The 18,343-nt window shown below is 66.6% G+C and carries 18 protein-coding genes and 2 pseudogenes; 10 read left to right on the top strand and 10 right to left on the bottom strand.

What is annotated here, in order from left to right; genetic code table 11:
* The first annotated feature begins 20 nt into the window (after nucleotides 1–20).
* The 6 genes and pseudogenes from IEY79_RS37545 to IEY79_RS38230 all read left to right on the top strand — a co-directional run.
* Nucleotides 21–173, top strand: a complete 153-nt coding sequence (locus IEY79_RS37545; protein ID WP_229701167.1) for an RHS repeat-associated core domain-containing protein — start codon at nucleotides 21–23, stop codon at nucleotides 171–173.
* Nucleotides 131–427, top strand: a pseudogene (locus tag IEY79_RS38460) (polymorphic toxin-type HINT domain-containing protein); the annotation flags it as partial. The gene IEY79_RS37545 and the pseudogene IEY79_RS38460, both read left to right, overlap by 43 nt.
* Before the next feature lie 180 nt (nucleotides 428–607).
* The gene (locus tag IEY79_RS27285; RefSeq protein ID WP_189110278.1) at nucleotides 608–1,072 is read left to right on the top strand and encodes a hypothetical protein; all 465 of its coding nucleotides are present in this window, start codon (nucleotides 608–610) and stop codon (nucleotides 1,070–1,072) included.
* Nucleotides 1,060–1,791 (top strand): DUF7873 family protein, encoded by a 732-nt coding sequence (locus IEY79_RS27280; RefSeq protein WP_189110277.1) that lies wholly within the window; start codon nucleotides 1,060–1,062, stop codon nucleotides 1,789–1,791. Before IEY79_RS27285 ends, IEY79_RS27280 begins: the two co-directional genes overlap by 13 nt.
* A gap of 542 nt (nucleotides 1,792–2,333) precedes the next feature.
* Entirely contained in the window at nucleotides 2,334–2,813 is a 480-nt protein-coding gene (locus tag IEY79_RS27275; protein WP_189110276.1) for an SUKH-3 domain-containing protein, read from the top strand.
* 9 nt (nucleotides 2,814–2,822) lie between these two features.
* A pseudogene (locus IEY79_RS38230) lies at nucleotides 2,823–3,122 on the top strand (hypothetical protein); the annotation flags it as partial.
* Nucleotides 3,123–3,194: 72 nt separating this feature from the next.
* On the opposite strand, the gene IEY79_RS27265 reads toward IEY79_RS38230, so the two are convergent.
* Together IEY79_RS27265 and IEY79_RS27260 are read right to left on the bottom strand one after the other, a co-directional pair.
* Complete coding sequence (locus IEY79_RS27265; RefSeq protein WP_189110275.1) at nucleotides 3,195–3,743, bottom strand: TetR/AcrR family transcriptional regulator; 549 nt, start codon at nucleotides 3,741–3,743, stop codon at nucleotides 3,195–3,197.
* Nucleotides 3,744–3,768: 25 nt separating this feature from the next.
* On the bottom strand, nucleotides 3,769–4,242 hold the full coding sequence (locus tag IEY79_RS27260; protein WP_189110346.1) for a nuclear transport factor 2 family protein: 474 nt from the start codon (nucleotides 4,240–4,242) through the stop codon (nucleotides 3,769–3,771).
* 851 nt (nucleotides 4,243–5,093) lie between these two features.
* On the opposite strand from IEY79_RS27260, the gene IEY79_RS27255 reads away from it, so the two are divergent.
* The 3 genes from IEY79_RS27255 (at nucleotide 5,094) to IEY79_RS27245 (ending at nucleotide 6,738) form a co-directional block, all read left to right on the top strand.
* Nucleotides 5,094–5,243: a hypothetical protein gene (locus IEY79_RS27255; protein ID WP_189110274.1), complete on the top strand. Its 150-nt coding sequence runs from the start codon at nucleotides 5,094–5,096 to the stop codon at nucleotides 5,241–5,243.
* 95 nt (nucleotides 5,244–5,338) lie between these two features.
* A complete protein-coding gene (locus IEY79_RS27250; RefSeq protein WP_229701166.1) occupies nucleotides 5,339–5,635 on the top strand; it encodes a hypothetical protein in 297 nt (98 codons plus the stop codon).
* Nucleotides 5,636–5,763: 128 nt separating this feature from the next.
* On the top strand, nucleotides 5,764–6,738 hold the full coding sequence (locus IEY79_RS27245) for an AraC-like ligand-binding domain-containing protein (protein WP_189110273.1): 975 nt from the start codon (nucleotides 5,764–5,766) through the stop codon (nucleotides 6,736–6,738).
* A gap of 629 nt (nucleotides 6,739–7,367) precedes the next feature.
* On the opposite strand, the gene IEY79_RS27240 is transcribed toward IEY79_RS27245, so the two are convergent.
* From IEY79_RS27240 to IEY79_RS27220, 5 genes are all read right to left on the bottom strand, one after another.
* Nucleotides 7,368–8,378 (bottom strand): DUF1963 domain-containing protein, encoded by a 1,011-nt coding sequence (locus IEY79_RS27240; RefSeq protein ID WP_229701165.1) that lies wholly within the window; start codon nucleotides 8,376–8,378, stop codon nucleotides 7,368–7,370.
* 234 nt (nucleotides 8,379–8,612) lie between these two features.
* Complete coding sequence (locus IEY79_RS27235; RefSeq protein ID WP_189110272.1) at nucleotides 8,613–9,032, bottom strand: hypothetical protein; 420 nt, start codon at nucleotides 9,030–9,032, stop codon at nucleotides 8,613–8,615.
* Nucleotides 9,033–9,187: 155 nt separating this feature from the next.
* Nucleotides 9,188–9,664, bottom strand: a complete 477-nt coding sequence (locus tag IEY79_RS27230; RefSeq protein ID WP_189110271.1) for a hypothetical protein — start codon at nucleotides 9,662–9,664, stop codon at nucleotides 9,188–9,190.
* A 1,355-nt stretch (nucleotides 9,665–11,019) separates the two neighbouring features.
* A complete protein-coding gene (locus tag IEY79_RS27225) occupies nucleotides 11,020–12,288 on the bottom strand; it encodes a transcriptional regulator (protein ID WP_189110270.1) in 1,269 nt (422 codons plus the stop codon).
* Nucleotides 12,289–13,336: 1,048 nt separating this feature from the next.
* On the bottom strand, nucleotides 13,337–13,879 hold the full coding sequence (locus IEY79_RS27220) for a hypothetical protein (protein WP_189110269.1): 543 nt from the start codon (nucleotides 13,877–13,879) through the stop codon (nucleotides 13,337–13,339).
* Between the two features lie 371 nt (nucleotides 13,880–14,250).
* Between IEY79_RS27220 and IEY79_RS38065 the strand changes: the two genes are divergently transcribed.
* Complete coding sequence (locus tag IEY79_RS38065) at nucleotides 14,251–14,376, top strand: hypothetical protein (RefSeq protein WP_268240610.1); 126 nt, start codon at nucleotides 14,251–14,253, stop codon at nucleotides 14,374–14,376.
* A 487-nt stretch (nucleotides 14,377–14,863) separates the two neighbouring features.
* On the opposite strand, the gene IEY79_RS27215 is transcribed toward IEY79_RS38065, so the two are convergent.
* From IEY79_RS27215 to IEY79_RS27205, 3 genes are all read right to left on the bottom strand, one after another.
* Nucleotides 14,864–15,994: a serine hydrolase domain-containing protein gene (locus tag IEY79_RS27215; protein WP_229701164.1), complete on the bottom strand. Its 1,131-nt coding sequence runs from the start codon at nucleotides 15,992–15,994 to the stop codon at nucleotides 14,864–14,866.
* Nucleotides 15,995–16,060: 66 nt separating this feature from the next.
* On the bottom strand, nucleotides 16,061–17,152 hold the full coding sequence (locus tag IEY79_RS27210; RefSeq protein WP_189110267.1) for an alpha/beta hydrolase: 1,092 nt from the start codon (nucleotides 17,150–17,152) through the stop codon (nucleotides 16,061–16,063).
* A gap of 636 nt (nucleotides 17,153–17,788) precedes the next feature.
* Nucleotides 17,789–18,271, bottom strand: coding sequence for a MarR family winged helix-turn-helix transcriptional regulator (locus tag IEY79_RS27205; RefSeq protein ID WP_189110266.1), 483 nt, complete (start codon nucleotides 18,269–18,271; stop codon nucleotides 17,789–17,791).
* Nucleotides 18,272–18,343 lie beyond the last annotated feature (72 nt).

Here is an 18,343-nt window from a genome sequence, read left to right as displayed (position 1 = left end):
ACCCCGCGTCGGGTCGTTTCATGTCCCAGGACCCGATCGGCTACGCGGGCGGCACCAACCTCTGCCAGTACGCGCTGAGTTCCCCGACGACGTACACGGACCACACGGGCAACTCCCCGATGCCGGCGGGCTGCGTGATCGGTGGCCTGAGCGAGGCGGGCCCCACCCGGTAAACGGCTCTGATCGTGGCGCGGGCGACAAACAACTGCTCGACAACACCCTCGCCACAGGTAAGGCCAGCACCCTCACGGGAACCGACGGCCACCCCTTCTGGGTGCCGGCCCTGGGCCGCTGGATCGAAGCCGACGAACTCACCACTGGTCAATGGATCCAGACCAGCACCGGCACCTGGACCGAGACCTCAACCGTTACCCACCACTCAAAGCGGACGACGGTCTACAACCTCACCGTCGGCGACATCCACACTTACTGTGCACTAGCGGGGGCGACAGAAACGAGACGCCCGCCGTCTCCAGAAGAGCATCGACCAGCGGATGGCCGACCAGCGGATACTCCAGTTGCCGGCCGAGGACGGCTTCAGAGCACGCGGTACGAGGCCTTCGAGAACGACCTCGCCCGGTACGCGGTCTCCGTACTGCGCGCATGGATGTACGCCGGGTACATCTTCTCCATGGCCGTCGGCTGCGGCTTCGGTCTCAACCCCCACGAACTCGACCTGGAACGTCTCACCTCGGGCAGTGACCTGCGGGAGGAGCTCGCCACCATGACCGTCGCACTGGCCATGCCCCGCTTCCGCCGGCGCGCCTTCCTCGAAGGCGGCTGGACCTTCCAAGGCGGCGCGGGCATCACCACGTACTTCATGGGCGCCTGCCTCTACGACTTCCCCAACGAGTTCCGCAGGCACCGCACCCGCGAGGCCAACGACCGCAAAGCCCAGCGGATGCCGACCTTCCACACTGAGGTCACGCCCGGCGTGGAGGACGAGGTGATCGGCAGAGACCGGCTGCGCCGCGCCGTCGCCCCGCCCTCTCGGCCGGAAGGGACGGGGCAGGCTTTTAATCGGATGTGCCTGCGGCGCAGGGTTGTTAGGTTCGTCGTGTGCCGAAGCTGAATCAGATCATCGCAGTGGAAAAGGGCGTCAAGTCCAAGGCCCTCCAGGAGCTCACCCAGGCTCACCAGGACGTGCAGAAGCCCGCCCTGCTGGCCGGCATCTCTCGGACCTACCAGCCCAAGGATGAGGAGGGCGAGCAGTTGCCACCCGAGTCCACGCGCGTGCAGATCAAGGCCGAGGACGCTCTGGGGGCGACCGCCGGGACGCTGACGCGGCTCTTCGACGTGACCGCGACGAAGGACTGGGCGAACCGGTCCGCAGTCGCGGACGTGGTCGTCGACGGTACGGTGCTGTTGCCTCAGGTGCCCGTTCCGTACCTGTTGTTCCTGGAGAAGCAACTCACCGACCTACATACCTTCGTGCGCAAGCTGCCGGTGCTCGACGCCTCCGAGTCGTGGAACCTGGACCCCTCGACGGACTCGTGGAAGACGGACCCGGTGCGGACGATCCGCACGAAGAAGGTTCCGCGCAACCACGTGAAGGCCGAGGCCACGGAGAAGCACCCGGCGCAGGTCGAGGTGTACTACGAGGACGTCCCGGTCGGTTACTGGACCACGGTGAAGTTCTCCGGCGCGCTGCCCGCCCGGCGGGTCAACGAGCTCCTCGACCGCGTCGAGAAGCTCCAGCAGTCCGTCAAGTTCGCCCGCGAGGAGGCGAACAACACCGAGGTCACCGACCAGCGGGTCGGCGATGCGGTATTCGGCTACCTCTTCCGGTAGCCCCCCACATACGCCCTCCGTCGCGAGCGGAGGGTGCGCGATGAGCGCAAGCTGAAACTGATGTTGAAGCTGATCAAGGGGTGTCAGTTGGGGGTTCGAATCCCTCTCCCCGCACCACGTGCGGGGGTGGCCCAAGTCTGGCAGAGGCGGCCCCGTGAAACTCAGATTCTCGCTCCAGTCTCAGTATTCGCCGCCGAACACCGGATCGACCGAGCGTGGGCGAACATCGTCGGATGGGGGTTCAAGTCCCCCCGGCGCCTCTCTCGTGGCGCTGTAGTTCAAAGGCAGAACACGTCGATCTCAACATGACCCGCGGTTCTTAAACGCCGTCGGTGTGCGCAAATGGGTGGCAAGTTGGAGCCCGGGAGCTGGACATGCTTCCGGGCTCCGTCACGTTCCGGCCCGTGGCCTGTGCCCGGGAAGGTTCACCGGGTTGAGTGGTCAGGCCGGGGTGGGTAGATCTTCAATTCGACTACCCCCGACATCCCGCCGTATAGCCGGGAAGTCCTGCCGAAGGAAGTATGCTCGATAAAGGAGGGTCTATGGCACTTGGTAGTAACGCCCTCTGGGGTTCTGAGCCTAAAGTCCGCGACTCTCTGGAAGCTGCAGGCTGGCGTTGTGGGCGTCGGGTCGAAATTTCTCACTGGGTTGACTTACTGGGAGTTCGAGGGTTCAAGCTGAATGCGATGGCCCTCCGGATTTGGGAGGAGTTCGGGGGGCTTGAGATACTGAGTTCACCAGTCCGTGATCCCCAGTCCTCGCTCCATATTGATCCGGTCGATGCCTGTATTGACGCCGGATCTGAATCGCAAAGGTTGGCGGATGCGTACGATGTCGACTTTTCTCCACTCGGGATGTGGTCGATTCAATATCGCACCTGGATCGCGGAATCGGGGAGAGTGCTGGCGGTTGGTCCTGGGATTATTTGGGAGCTGGGCAAGTCTTTTCCGGACGCTTTGCACTTCGTGGTGAACGGGGGACGGCCCGATCGTGTCGTGAGTGGCGGTCGCCGCACCGATTAGAGGCCGCCGGTGCGTGTGTACCGAAAGCGGGTGGATCACGATGGTTCGTCGCTCGTCAGAGCAATCACTACCTGGAGTGGGGATGTGCTGTGCGACGAAGGTCGTTGGTGGTTCCCCAATCGGCGGTCGGGCTGGGGCTCGCTGCCGAATCCGCCCCCGCTGGTGCGGCGTAGTTACAGTTACGACCGCGGCGAAGGGGACACAGGCATCATTTTCTCCTGCTTTCAGCGAGACCTTGCCGAAGGCTTTGGAGCGGTCCAGAAGCGCTTGGAGGGTGAGGCGCTGTCAAAGTACGTGCTGACCACTGACGGTGGCTACTTCGGCCGAGTTGGCCAACGAGGAAGACTCGTGGCCCGTCGGCGCCGAACTGCCAGTGCCGGGTCATCGAGCGGTGAGGACGTGCGCCCACGGCTCATCGATGTCGGCCAGACCCAGCACGGCGACCACGTTGTCGAGCATTCCGGCGCCGAACCAGAGCCGCACGGCCTGGTCGTCGCCCAGCAATTGCCGAACGGTGTCAACCTGCTTGGCATAGCACCGGCGCACGGCCTGCTCCACCAGCGGCTCGCCGACGGCACAGTTCGCGTGCATGAGGAAACGGAGAATGTTTCGGTCCGCGACGAGCGCGGCGTAGGCGCCGCGCGCCGCGTCCAGCGCCGCCTCGGGCGCCGGCCCGGCCCCACCCGACGCCGGCGAGTGAGCGACCAGCGTGTCGGTCATGACCACGGACACGTGGTCGACGACCGCGGCGAACAGTGCTTCCTTGTTCGGGTACAGGCGATAGAGATACGGCTGAGAGACGCCGACCCAGTCTGCGATCTCGTGCGTCGTCGTACCGTAGAAACCCTTTTGCGCAAAGCAGTCGACCGCCGCGGCCACGATGGCCCGACGGCGTTCGTCGCTCTTCGTGCTCGTACCGGCGGCAGGCATGGGCGTCAGTCAAACACGGCTCCCCTCAGCCTCCAAAAGTCACGCCGCGGTCGGAGTCGGACGGAGTGTCGCGGGGCGTGAGCGCCTCGATCGCCACCAGCGGGTTCCAGTAGTCCAGGTAGTGGGTGATGCGCGCGTCGTCATCGGTCCGGACGACGGAGATGCACGTCTGCTCGTATGGCTTGCCGGTCGGCAGCGCCGTGCCCTTCGAGCGGAATTCGGCGATCACCAGACTCGGATCGACCGTCTCGTGGAACACCAGGTCGACGAACTCCACGTCAAAGGTCTCGGGAAAGTTGCTCATGTGCGCGCGCAGTGCGTCTCGCCCCGTTACCCGCTGGGGCACGCCGACCGGCGCGTACGGGAACTCGAGCGCCGCGTCCGGGGCGAACAGCTTCACCCACTCCTCGGTGTCTCCGGCAGCGGTGAGGCGCAGGTGCTCCGCCACGGCGTGCTGGGCTGCGGCGCGGCGGGCGGCGTCGTCTTCCTTGACTGTCATCTTCACTCCTACGTTAGTGGTCGACCTATAACCTACCACCGTGAGCGGATGTGCGTGGTCGAGCAGGAGGTGACGCACGGATGCCGTTCGTCAGGTCCCCGCGCTCTCGTCGGCACGGGAGCCGGCATCGCGCTAGGTCTGACGGGCGAAGAGGCAGCCGCCTCGATGGCCGGCACGACCGTCAGGGTCTCCTGGAAGTAGGAGTACCGGCTCTTGATGTAGCCCGCGGCGTTGTCCGAGTCGTCGGCGTCGGCGATGTATTCATACTGATCCGCAGGCTTCCTGCCTCCGGTGGTGTAACTGCGCTCCCAGGCAGCCCTGGTGTTCTGGGCCGACGGGGGCGGGGGGGGCCGCGGGTCGGCTTCAGACCGAGGGCTTCGAGGCTGCCGTCCCTGGCAAAGATCTCCTGCACCTTGACCGGGTCGGCAATGATCTTACGATCAGTGATCGTGTAGGAATCGCCCGGCTGGAGCGAGGTGGGCTGCCCGGCGGTAGCCGTTTCGACGACGAAACTGGGTCCAGGGTGACCCGTTGAGGTTGTAGTGGTGCCGTCGAAGGCGTTCGTGCGGAAACTGGTAGGTCTTGCCGTCCTGGAGTTGGCCGGCGGGGACAGGGACGCCGGCGGGTTTGCTCGGGTTGGTGAAGGCGGACCGGAGCAGGCCTTCGCCGGAGAGGGCGCCGCGCTGCTGGTCGGTTCCGTCGGAGGGGCGGTAGTTGGAGGTGACGGACGGACACCCTTGGCTGATTGGCCGTGTTGTCCGCGGAGTTGACGCGCTTCCACGCCTTGGTGTCGTCGGTCGCGGCGCGCAGGCCCACGCGGCCTTCGCGGACGCCCAGGTTGTTGGGCGTTCGTGTTCGAGAACGAATATGCGGCAGTCGCCGACGTCATCGATCTGCTGCTGCAAGAGTGGGCGTTCGCTGCGGGAATTGATCTTCATGGCATCGTTCACTTTCAGCAGCAGCGTTTGTCCGCCGGTTTGGGAGGCGATGGGGTGATCTGAGCCTCCGCGGATGTGCACGGGAAAAGACGGCGCTCAGGACGTCCGGGGCATGATCGGGGGACGATCGCGAATCTGCGGAGCGAGGGGGCACTGCGATGGTGATCAGAGGGCTGCACCCGGAGAGGGCGGCCCGGCTTGAGGCGCTTGTGGATGAGTGCCGACCGCTGCTTATGAGTGCTGGTGGGATGGCTGTCGTGCAGAGGCTGCTGAGTGAGCGCCGAGTCGAGGTGCTCGACGCGGTGGTGATCACGCGCGAGCTACTGGGGGCCGGCCCCACGGCACTCGGGGAGGCGAAGACCATCGTCTTGACGAGTCCGGGCAGAGGCCGCGAGCTTCGAGTGCACGGGCAGTTCGTGGATGACCTGGAGCAAAGCGGCGGTCTCGACCGGTGATGAGCGGTGTCTGCGCCTTCTGCCTGAGTGTGCGTCATCCGCCTGCACATGTGTGTATCTGTGGCTGCTCTACCCGTGCTGCGCCCTCATCAGGGAGGCTGGAACTCTTGAGACGGCGAGGGGGCGGCATGCTGATTGAGACGGTATTCCGGAGTGATGACGTATCGGCGGCGGACCGGTTCGACTGCTGGCGTGAACTGATCAGTCAGACGCATGCTCCGCTGGAACTGCACAGTGACCACCGGGCGGATTTCCGGGCTTCTCAGCGCTTGCTGGACCTCGGTGCCGTGTCGGTGTGGCCGACGACGTTCCAGCCGGTGTGTTTTCGGCGGACACCCAAACTGATCCGGCGGTCCGATCCCGAGGGACTTCACCTCTCCCTGCCGTTGAACGGGGCACTGCGCGTTGCCCGGGGTGATGAGGAGGCCGTGTACGGTCCAGACAGTCTGTGCGTCGTCGACACCTCGCGCCCCGTCGACGTGCATGGAGGCGACGGCTCAAGCCTTCACACAGGAATTGGGCTGGAAGTCCCCAAAGCACTGCTGTCACTGCCCCGGACCCAGCTCGACAAGGCAGCCAGCCTGCGGTTGCCAACGCAGGAGGGCTTCGGCGCCCTGCTGGCGCAGTTGCTCACCCAGCTGGCGCGAGGCGCCGATTCTTACCAGCCCGCCGACGCGCCGCGGCTCGGGACAGTGGTTGTTGATCTGCTGTCCGCACTCTTCGCCCACACCCTGGAAGCCGACAACTTACTCCTCCCGGAGACTCGCCGGCGGACCCTCGTGTTACGCATCCGTGCCTTCGTCCAGCAGCACCTGCACGATCCGCACCTGAACCCGCCCATGATCGCTGCGGCGCACCACATCTCCGCCAGTTACTTGCACCGCCTCTTCGAGGGCGAAGAGGAGACGGTCGGGGCCTGGATCCGCCTCCAGCGCCTGCAACGCGCCCGCCGCGACCTCGCGGAGCCCAGCCTGCGCGCCGTCCCCATCCACGCCGTCGCCGCCAGCTGCGGCTTCACCGACGCCGCCGTCTTCTCCCGCGCCTTCCGCTCGGCTTACGGCGTGCCTCCGAGCAGCTTCCGCAGCCAGGTCCACTTCGAGTAGACGCAATGCGAAGCACTTGTCGACTCCCTGCCAACGACGTCTCCGGCCTCGGTTCGCCAGTCTGATGGCATCTCAGATTCGCACCGTCGGCCGAGGGGCGAGGTGGGCGGGCGCTGCCGCTTGTCGAAAAGCGTACGTGCCGCAAGACCCCCCGAACGGCGAACACATGTCACCCGGACCGGCCGGATTCCCGGCGGCCACCACCAGGGGAGATTCACCATGCTGAAGCCGCACATGCCACGCATGTCGGCTACCTCCTGGCGGAGGCCGTCCGAGAAGGCGGAGACGGAGTGCATCGCGATCACGTACGAGCCGAACCGGGCGAACGGCTGACGCCCCATCACCGACGACATGTTCACGATGCGCTGGCTCGCTGCCGGCTCATGACGGGAAGGACGTGCTGTGTCACGGGGATCGTCCCGAAGAGGCTCGCTGGTGGCACTTCGGGAAGTCAGATCGGTCGGTACCGTCAGCGCCTGCGAGCCGAGGGCGCGGACCTTGTCCTCCACCTGGGCGAGCCCGCCCTTCGGGGAAGCGAGCAACACCGCTGCCCGGAGAGCCCGGGTGGGCGGCTGCCGTCACGGGGCAGACTCGCTGTCATATCGCCGGTCCGGAAAGAGCTCGGTGTTCTACTCGCTGAACGTGGTTACGGGAAGCGCCTTGTCCACCCGAGCGGCGGCCAGGTCGTCGTGGCGGATGGTGAAACTCCCGTAGTAATACTCGTCGGCCACGGGAAAGCGGGCGAGCGACATCCATTCGCTCGTCAGCCGGTGCGTCTCCTTCTCCACATGGGAAGACCACTTCGCCATCGGGATGACGATCTCGCCAGCCTTCTCGAGCCCCGCGAGGGTCTGCTCCGCAATGCTCGTGATCACCTCATCTTCGGCGTACCCGCCGATGCGGGCGCTGGCGAGCCCTTCGCCAGGCCAGAGGTCGTAGGCGAGAGCACAGAGTTCGTTCAGATGCGGGACGTCACGCTCCAGGTCACGAACCAACTGCTGATGGAAAGGCGACAAGTCCTCCCAGTCTTCCTCCTCGTCTTCGTCCGTCCCGAACCAACGGGGGAGCTCGGCGAGGAGCGAGGCGCTGACGTCGTACTGCCTGCCGGTGAATCCGGAGTGGGGGGACTCCGCGACCGCGGTATCAGTGCCGTTCGGTACATACACGACTCGCGCGTACTTCCCGGTGTCGTCCAGGTGATCATCCTCGTGGTTCAGGAAGACGAGAAGCGTCCCGTCTGCGGGCACCTCGAAGCCGTCGACTCTCGGCAGCGCCCCGCAGTCGACGGAGAAGACGAACGGCAACGGGCTGTCGTCGGCGGAGGGCCAGCTCATGCCCACCGGCAGCCGGGGCACCCCACCGAACTGCCCGACCGAACCATCACCGGAAACCCCGCTCAACCCGATCGACAGACGGAGGTGCCGGCTGAACCTGCTGATCTCGTCGTCCGGGAAGCCCAGCTCAAGCGCGGCACGACGAAACTGCCCCTGATGATCCATGCCTGACATGATGACCTCCCTCCAACCTGGCCGCCCCGGCGGGGTGTTGGTGGGCAGACGACCTACCCCACAGCCAGCCACCGACGACCAGCACGAGCCCTCCCAAAGCCCGTCCAACCAGCCCTTGACCAGCGGTTCCAAGCTTGGCTTATGTGGTGTTCGCGGGTACTGCGGCGTTTATGGCGACGTTTCTTTCCAGCTGGTTCGGTACGCCGTACACGGCGTCGGTATGCGCGATGGTAGTGACGCTGGTCGCGATCGGTCGCTGTTGTCATCGTCGAGGACGGTGTGATCGCGGTGTCGGTCGCGGTCTGGTGCTCGGGTCGTTGGGACCGTTCGGCCCGCCCGTATTGCTGCGGGCGGGCCGGGAAGGGCTTACTCGTTCTCCTTGAAGACCCGGGAGACTTTGCAGGCGCCGCCGCCATGCCAGCACAGCACCATGTCGTGGGCGGTGTTGCTTCGGACGTCTTGGTTCCCGCCGTCGCAGCCGCTGTCACCGCCATCGTCCCAGCTATCTATCACGACGATCTGGCCAGTGAGGTGGTTAAGGGCCCGCAGGGTTCCGGTGACGCCATGGCCGTCAGCCCGAGTGTCGCATACGGTGAAGATGTCGCCGCTGTCGGTGAATGTCATGGTCCCACGGCTGTTCGGAAGCTGGATGCCGAGGTTGGCAGCCGAAGCTGGAGCCGACGCGAAACCGACCATCATGGCGGCGGCCGCACCGACCACGACTCCACGCTTGAGCATTGTTCTGGCCACCTGATCGGCACTCGTCAGACTCGTCGCTAAACGCATAACGGTCTCTCCTTCTTTCTAGAATTCGGAGGCGAAGCCCCAGCAATGCCGCAGGCCAGAGCATCTCGGTAGCCGAGATGCTCTCGCGGAATCAGAGTGCCCCGGCTCGGGGCAGAAGTCTTTGACGCAGAGTCGCGGAACACTTGACCCTGCGTTCAGAGCCGACCGGGGGCGGACTCGTCGACCAGGGCACCCGTCGAGGCCGCCTGTCGCCTCGTCATCCTCGAAGACCAACAGAACTCCGCAATTCGCCCTCCACGCCACGCAGCAAGGCCGACGCCCGCCGCCGCGCCGTAGCGGACCGGCCGCAGACCGAGCACCCGGAGCAGCAGGACGACGTGGTCGGTCCCGCCGACCGGCAGCTGCGTCATCCAGAGCATCGGCCCGCAGACGTGGCCCGTGGACGGCTCCGCGTCGCGGGCCCCGGGGGTGCGCCCGGACCTGATGGACGGCCGTCGTCTGCTGGCCACGTGCAAGCTGGAGTGCGCGCCCCGGGACGCCGACAACGTCGCCGCCACCAGGGCGGAGGGCATCGAGACGAGTGGAGCGACATCGAGGCCGCCGACCTCGCCGACCGGTTCCTCGCACTGGCCGGCGGGAACGAGGCGGACGAAGCCAAGTCGGGCCCGCACCGCACCCTTTTGGGCACGCGACTGGCGGAGATCATCCTCGCGCGCCTGGAGCGCGAAGCCGCGAGCCACCGCGGCGACCGCCACCCCGGCCCGCTGCGCGCCGCGCGCCTCCGCCCAGGCTGCTGCCCGGCGAGGCGATGAGTTGTCTGCCCGCCCGGCTCCGACCGCCCGCCCGCCCGCCCGGCTCCGCCCGCCCGCCTGACGGGGCCGGGCGGCCGACGTGTGCCGTGCGCACCGGCGGCCAACAGGTACTGGTTCTCAGGGCGTTGACCGGTCTCCCGCTCCCGTGGCCTCGGCGACGGACAAAGCCGTCGGCCCACCCTGATTTGTGCGCGGAGTGACAAGGAGTGTGCGTGCTACGACAAGGGCTCCCGGAGGCGAGTTAGGGAGGCTTCTCACGTGGAGGTTGGGCTCGGTCTTCGAGACCTGACCTAGATCCGCAGGAGAACAACCGGAGGAAACATGCGACGTTTCACCGCCGTCACGGTTGCCGGAGCCGCCGCTACGATCGTGATCGGCCTCGCGGCCGCTCCGGCGTCGGCACAGGCGCCCAGCAGTCATTCCCAGGGCCAGGTCGGGACCCTCGGTTTCAGTGAGTGCACGGATATCCTCAGCTCGGTCGGCTACACCGTGACCAAGGCCAGGGCGGGGTGGTGCGCCGTTGGGACGATTGGCACCCCGACCGCGTGGGCCTCTTGCAGCGCTGGACTCGCCACGACGTGGGTGATCCCGGCGATCGCTGGAGCGGCCTGTACAGGGGCTCTCGTTCCCTGAGAACGGCGGAGATGAGCCCTGTACGGCCCGGGTGTCGGCGGCCGGGGCGCCGGAGGCCATCGACGGGGGATCGGAGGCGGAGGGTGCCCGGTCGGTGGTGAAGGAGCGGACGGCTGCCGTCTCCGACACCCGTACCCGACGTTCGTAGGCCGCCGGTCTGTTGAGGCCGTACTCACGGGGTGCCGGTGTCTCCATGCGACTCTGCGGTCGAGGTCTTGCACGGGGTGCCAGATGGGGGCGGCCGGCCCGTGGTGGAGGAGGTCGGTGAGTGGTGTGGCCAGGGCCGGGACGTGGCTCGGGAAGAAGCCGACGGCGCGGTCGGTGGTGGGGGCGTGCAGGGCTCTGATGCGGTTGTTCATGCCGGTGGGGCCGGTGGCGTGACGGGACGAACAGGAGCCGGGGGAAGAGCGGGTAGCGTCGGCGCCACGTCTCCGGTTCCTCGGAGGTGAGGAGCCGACACCGTCCCGGTGCGGACTCCGGGCTGCACATCCGCCGGCCGGAGTGCAACGCTTCCCCAGGTAAACGCGTTCGGGAGGTTTGCTCACAGCCTTACGCGCAGCGGCATGAGGTGAGCACGTCGCTCACGCTGAAGCGTTGTTGGGCGGCGCGAGGAGCATCTCCTGGTGCTGCAGCGCCAGTCGTAGGAGTCCTGCAGCGGGTGACGACAGTTTCCATGCGCGGAGACCGGAGACATTGGCCTCGGTGAATGGCAGCCCTACGACCTTGCCGGGTGTCCGGTGCCCACTGATCACGTGGCCTTCGTCGCTCTCCTCCACGGCCCCGGCGAAGATTGTGTCGAAGGCATCGGCCTCGAAGACTGCCACGGTCAGTACGCATACGGCGAGGTGTAGGGGTTCGAGTGCCATGCCAAAGCACCAGATTCGCAGAGAACCGTCATTCAGCGCGTCGTCAAGCAGGCTGTAAGGAGGCTGGGTGTAGTCGACCTCGGTGCCGCTGTCGCCCTTCGCTTCCGGGGCGCCGAGCAGTTCCTCGTTGTATTCGCGCATGATCACACGCCACAGGGACAGGTCCCGCCGATGCGCGAGAGGTGACAGCGAGGCTGGCTGGATCATCCCGCCGGGCACCGGCCCGTACGTGTCTTCCACTGTGGCGACCTTGCCTGTGCCTCGCTTCAGCAGGAAGAAGGACGCATGTCCGTCAGGGGTACGACGCAGAGTCAGGGTGCCGACGGAGGGGAGCACCTTTCGCTTCTCCAGCCGCAATGGGTCGTCAGCGAGGAAGTTGCGCATGGGCAGTCGCCGCCAGTGCGGCAGCCGTCCTGGTTCCCGTTGAGTTGTCGCGGCTAGTTCGTGGGCGACAGCCTCGTTCTGATCGATGAGTTCGAAGTACTGGCTGGCGCCGAAGCCCAGGTGTGGCCCGTCGGGGTGCGACCAGTCGGCCTGGACCAGCCGGAAGCACTGGTTGTCCTCGTAGAGAGCCGGCCGGGCAAGATCGCCCATGGCCGAGGAGTATCGCTCGTACGAACGTGATCTGGTTTCTTTCGGCAGGTAGCGTCGTGCCGCTCGGAGCAGTGCGGGGTCGGTCGGTGGCAAGTTCTCCCGCCAGGTGAGTGTGACTTCCTGTAGCCGAACCGGCTGCGGCGGGCGCATCACTGGTTCCCACAGCAGAGTTGAGCTCCCGATCCGTTCCAGGGTGGGGCGCGCGCGGACGTGAATGTCGGCAGCTAGCTCGGAGAGTTCGCTGTAGCGTGCGCGCATGTCCTTCCGCTCATTGACGAACGACCGTCGTGACTCGCTCGCGCTTTCGGGATCGAGCGCCCTCCGTGCGTAGTGAAGGCCAACGCCGGCGAGTACCAACCCCGCCAACCCTTGCCACAGCTCAAGATCCATGCGCTTCCCCCAACCAACTCACGCTATCGGACGTGGCTTACCCCACCGTCCGGCCCCCGTACCGCTCACTCACAACTCAATAGGAGGCCGGGTTCCGGGACCGACACCGGTGGATTCGGCATCGAACTCACCCCCTGGAGCGCCACCGAGAGCTACCTCGCCCGCTGACGACACCCGGGCGCGCCCTCCACAGGGTCTCCGGCACCGGGGACAGGAGTACGCGAAGACGAAGGGCAGGGCGTCAGCCGGTGGCGGAGCCACGACCACCGGGACCTGAGTGCAAGCAGCAATGTCAGTGGTGGCTGCTACGGTCCGGCGACCTGATGTCGTTGGAATGCGGCGGTATGACCCCCGATCCTGAACCCATGGCTGATCCATCGTCTTTTCCCTCCCGCTCGGGGACCGGACAGCACCGACGGCGCAACCTGCCCCCGCTCCGCCGTGGTGGCACCGCTCAGCCGTCGTCTGGATGGCCGTCGGCTCGATTGCTGCTGTGGTCGTTGCGGTCGGCGCCATCCTCGAGATGACCTGAGCCCTCCGCGCGCGGGATACGCCGTCTACGTCATGGACGTCCGCGGCCTTCGGCCGCTCCGACCTGCCACCCGCGATGACCCAGGACCCCGCTGCCCATCCGCCCCAGGTGAGGTCCAACGAGGCGGTCGCCGACATCGACGCCGCCGTCGCGGTGACCAGGACTTCTGGTCCCGCCCGGAGGACAGCGAGCGGCTGGCGCTGCATCTGACCGGGGCGGGCGCCGTACGCGTACGGACCCTGCGCGGGGCGTCGCACTACCCGCACCTGGAACGGGAACGGTACGGGCGGGGCCAACTGCTCGCCGAGGTCAGGGACTTCCTCGGCCCGTGAGACACGGCCGCCTGGGCGACCTGGGGCGAGGCCGGGCGAAGGCCGGGTAGGTGTGCACACGGTCACTCAGGCGACTGCGACGGGCGGCTTCGAGTGTGGCAGCCGCGGAGGCGAAGCGACGGGGATCCAGGCCGGTTCGCTCACGGTGTCATCCGGTGATCTGGTTCGGTGACGGGTTCGGCGCTCAAGGCGCGAATGGGTCTGAGGCGTAGTCGAGCGGATCTGAGTCGGGGAAGACGATTTCCGCACGGACAGGCCAGTCGCTCTCGTGCGGCTTGGACCGTGCAAGGCGCGGGTTGAGTGGCTGGAAGTGGTGGACGCCGCTATTCCGGCGGGCGAGCGTCACGCCGTCCTCGCCGAGGAGTGCACCGATCGACAAAATCATTACAAATGATATAAGACTGGCGGACAGGACGGTGAGAGGTCTATTTCCCTCTTCACCGATCGTCACCGTAAGCACGATAAGCATGGCAACCACTGCTGGCGCGATAAGCGCGGTAGCGAGCAACCACCGCTGGCGTGCCTTCGCGCGGCTCTCACTTTGTAACCGGAACCCGACCATGTCACCGCAGCTGGCGCACCGCAGGTACCCGAGCCGGGCCCCCTCGGGTGGTCGGTCGACCCAAGCGGTTTGAATCCGGTAGTGGTGGTAGGTGGCTGAACTGGTGTGCTCACTATGGGTGATGTGGATCAGCCGCATGCCGACCCTGGGTCCGATCTGCTGCACTCGGTCCTCCGTCCGCGCTGACTTGGCCTGACTAAGCCGATGGTAGTGACTGAACTTGGCGCGAGTCGCGAAGATCGAGGACCGACAGATGCCGCGTCCACCGACAGCACCGCGATGTCCGCGATCGCCAGGAACAACAGCGTCTTCAGCCGGAGTGCAACGTTTTCCAAGGCCTTGGACCGACATTTGCGCGCGACTTCGTACGACGTCCGGAGACACTCAGCCGTCACTCACCGTGGCCACTGCACGAAAGCTGAGCCAGAAGCCCGAGATATGACGGCGCTTAGAACTCCAGCTGTAGATCGCGATCTTGGTGTGCTGAATCTCGTCCGAGCTCAGGTGCGGCTTCGGGCGATCGTAATGTCGATGGCGTGGGCGTTTGCGCCTGGGGAGTCCACCGCGACCTGGACTCGGTGCTCGCCGCGGTCTCCCACCCGGTGTACGAAGCGGGTCAGTTGCTCGACGTCGCCGATTGCGAGGCGGCCGTCCGGCAGTAGTAGTGAACCATCGAAGACCGTGTCGAACGTCGGGTCGGCTCCATCGGCGTCCTCAGGTTGCGGCTGGACGAAGAGACGCACCTTGATGAGTCCCCTCTGCGGCCGGACTCGCACCGCTACGTGGGTGTCGCAGCTGGCCGCCGGTGCGTCCGCCAGGGCAAGGGAGAGCGGCACCCGAGCTTCGCCATCAAGCCGGAGGTGGCCCCCCGCATGATCGCCCGGTTCTCGGACGCCGGCCACCAGGCCGCGTGGGTTGCTGGCGATGAGGTCTACGGCGGTAACCGGATGCCGCCTATGACACTGGAGCAGCGCGGCGTCGGGGGTCGGGCAAGCGGGAGAGTTGGAGGGCTCAATTCGCAGCCCGCCCACACGAACACATCGGCCCCGGCTTGTGATGGCCGGGACCGAGGTTCTCAACGGTGATTCATCGGTGGTCGTGATCTGTGGGCGGTGGCCGCCACCCTGTGCTGCCAGGGCGGACGCGGGGTCAGGAGCGCTCTGACACGTCCTCGCACAGTGCTGTGTCCAGGAGTTCGAGAAGCTGGCTGTCCGGCCTGTTGAGCTGGAACAGTACGTTGGTCACGACGGATGCGTGCCGGCCGTCCTTCGTGACCAGGGTCTGCGAGAAGTAGCCGGGTACCGCGCCGTTGTGGCCCCAGGCCACGGTGTCGCAGGACAGCTTGTACTTGCCGAGACCAAGGCCGACGCCACCGCCGGTGCCGGGCTCGGCTTCCCACACCTTCTCCATCTCGGCCAGGCTCGCGGCTGAGACGACCCTGCCCGCGGTCAGTGCCTGGTAGAAGGAGGTGAGGTCCTCGAGCGTCGAGATCATCGCCCCCATGCTGCTGTAAAGGGACGGGTCGTAGGTGAGGGCCGGGGTCCAGAGGTAGAAGGTTCCGACCCGTACGCCGTGGTAGCCGTTGGCTGCCGGAGTGGGCAGGGTGCGGTTGCCGGGGGCGGGGAAGACGGTTCGGCTCAGGCCGAGCGGTTCGATGACGCGGCTGGTGATGGCCTCGTGAACCGGTTTCCCTGTCATCCTCTCGATGAGCATGCCGAGGACAAGATAGTTGTTGTTGGAGTACGTGAAGCCGGCGCCGGGAGCGGAGACGGGAGCACGGCTCAGCCCCTTGCGCACCGACTCAGCCAGGTCGTATGTACCGTCCGGATTGGGTATGGGCGCCACGATGGCGGGATCCGGGTTGTATACCGCGAGGCCGCTGGTGTGTTGGAGTAGATGGCGCACGGTGATACGGGTGCCGTCGTAGCCGTTGCCTGTGACGACACCCGGCAGGTAGTCAGCGATGGGCGCGTCCAGCGAGACCGTGCCCTCGTCGACCAGTTGCAGCACCACCGCGGCGGTGAAGGTCTTGGTCTGGCTGCCGATGCGGAAGTGCTCATCTGACTTGATGGGCCGGTCGGTATTGATGGTGCCCGTGCCGGCGGACAGCGTCCAGGATTCGTCGCCGTCTCCGGCGTGGATCGCCGCACCCGGGCCTGCGGCCGCGTGGAATGCCGTAAGCGCCGCGAGCGTGGCGGGGTGGTCTTCCTCGGCTGTCCGAGCGTGCGCCGCCGGGCTCCACAGCGTCAGCATCGTCGCGCATGCGGCGCCGATGGCCACGGTGTGTTTCGTCCTGTTGCGTTGAACCGTCATGCTGTTTTCTCCTCGGTGATGGTCGCTGAGGTGTCAGTTGGTTGTTGCTGCTTCGAAGGCGGCTTCCAGGCGTGGGATGTAGTCGGCGAACGCAGGGGCCCAGCAGGCGTAGTTGTGGCCGCCGTCGCAACTGGGGGAGAGGGATGCCCCGTTGCCGTAGTTGACGAGGCGGCTGGGAATGCCGAGCTGGTCCAGACGAGCCTCGACGGTGTCGGCGGCCGTGGCGGTGTTGGTGTCGATCACGCCCTGGTCGCCGGTATAGAGCGTGACCTTCGTGTCGGCGAGCTTGGACAGGCTGGCCGAAGCCGCGGGATCGTAGGCGTTCCAGATGCGGTCGGCGCCCAGGATGGGATACGGGGAGCCGAAGATGGCGTCGCTGTCGACGTACGGGCCGTAGCCGGTGCACGTACCGGTGCCGGAGGAGCTGGAGGAGTTGCCCACCGCGCACCAGGCGCCCGTCAGGTTGAGCTCCGTTGCCAGGACGGCCGCGCGGATCTCCGCCATGCCGAAGTCGATCCCGCCGGACAGCGAGGCGGTGTGGCCGAACAGGTCGGGACGGGCTTGGGCGTAGTGCAGCGCGCCGGATCCGCCCATGGACAGACCGGCGACTGCCCGGTGAGCGCGGTCGGGAACGGTGCGCAGGTTGGCATCGATGAAGGGGACGACCTGCTTGAGGTGGAAGGTCTCCCAATTGGCGCTTCCCACCGCGGTGTTCTGCACCAGCCAGTTCGCGTACCAGCCCTTGAGGCCCCCGTCCGGGACGACGGTGATCATGTCGTCGGAGCGCAGGGCAGGGGCGGCGGCCGCGTCGTCCACGCTGCCGCCTCCCCCGTGCAAGAAGTACGTCACGGGCCAGCGCTTGTCCGGGTCAGCAGCGTATTCGCCGGGCAGGAAGATGCGGATCTTGTGCGGGCCAGACACCTGCGGTGTGGTCACGGTGATCGTGAAGTCGCTGGTGGAGCGCACCTCGGTCGCGTCGGGGACCTGTGTCAGGCCGAAACCGTCGGTGAAATCGGGGATCACGGGTGTGTCGGCCCGGGCGACCGGTCCGGTGAGACCGGCAAGCGCCAAGGCCGCGAGTATCGAGCCTGTGGAGCGAAGGCAGCGAGGCAGTGTGGATCCCATCCGGGCGTCTCCTTCGTGTGACGTGCCCGGCGAGGGCGCCGGCTCGGCAACGATGCTGTTTTCACGGCTGAGGGAACAGGCCAGGAGACCGGTCATATATGACCGGTCGTCACGCTGGGCTCTGGGCCCCTGTACTCGCGCGGTCCGAGACGGCCGAAGCGCGGATGCCCTCCCGGCGGGAGGGGCGATGCCGGTGCGGCCCAGGCGAGTAAGAGCGCGAGCAGTGGATCGTGCGCTCGCGCGTCGGCCTACCGGTGCTCGCTGAGGGGTGGCGTCGAGGTATGTGCCCTCGCGCGTGGGGCCGTCCGTCAGCTCAGGGTCCACCGGACCCGGTGCCGTGGGCCGGCTCCATGTTGATGCCGCCGACCCCGGCCAGGGGCTGGGCCCCCGCGCTACAGCCGTTGGGTCAGCGGTTGGGGGGCCGGACAAATGCCGGGCCGCTGACCGGTGCCGTACCCCGAACGTGAGCCCGCGCGCCTGGGCCGGAGCGATGCGGGCGGTGCGGGCGCACCGCCCCCACGCCGGTGGAGGGTGCGGATGCGGTGTACGGATGGGTGTACGCAGCTGCGTACGCATGGAAGCGCGCAGCGATGCGTACGTGCGCTGCCTCGATCCGGGTGAGAGGGCGCGGCTTGCTCACATGTTCTGGCCGTGGCGATCCACGAGGGCGGTGAGGAGTCGGGCCAACTGCTCGCGTTCCGGCGGGGTCAGTGGCGCGAGCACCTCGTTTTCCACCCCGGCAAGCAGTTTGTCCAGCTTCAGTAGATGCCGGTGCCCCTGCTTGGTGACAGCGATGACGTTCTGCCGGCGATCGGCGGGGTTGGGGGAGCGTTCCACCAGTCCGCGATCGGCCAGCTCGTTGATCACCGAAACCATGTCGCTGCGGTAGATCCCCGTACGGCGACTCAGCTCCGCCTGGCTCGCGGGTCCGAACTCGTCCAGCGTGGCGAGCACCGCGTAATGCCACTTGCGGGCGCCCGCGCGCACCAACTCCTCGTTCACCAGACGATCCGACTGGATCGCGGCCAGTGACAGAAGCCGGGTCCCCAGATTCCGCAGCCGCGCGGCCGTGGCCAGGCGGTCGGTCGAGCTCGCCATGTCGGGCGTGCTGTTGCTCATGCCGCGATCGTACGTTGCGTTAGTCCCACGAACAAACTATCGTCGCCGACAAGAGGAACGTTAGTGTGACAA

It is taken from the genome of Streptomyces camponoticapitis (assembly GCF_014646115.1).
Lineage (GTDB): Bacteria > Actinomycetota > Actinomycetes > Streptomycetales > Streptomycetaceae > Streptomyces > Streptomyces camponoticapitis.
The sequence above is the reverse complement of the archived record's forward strand: the minus strand, read 5'-3'. Positions and strand labels throughout refer to the sequence as shown.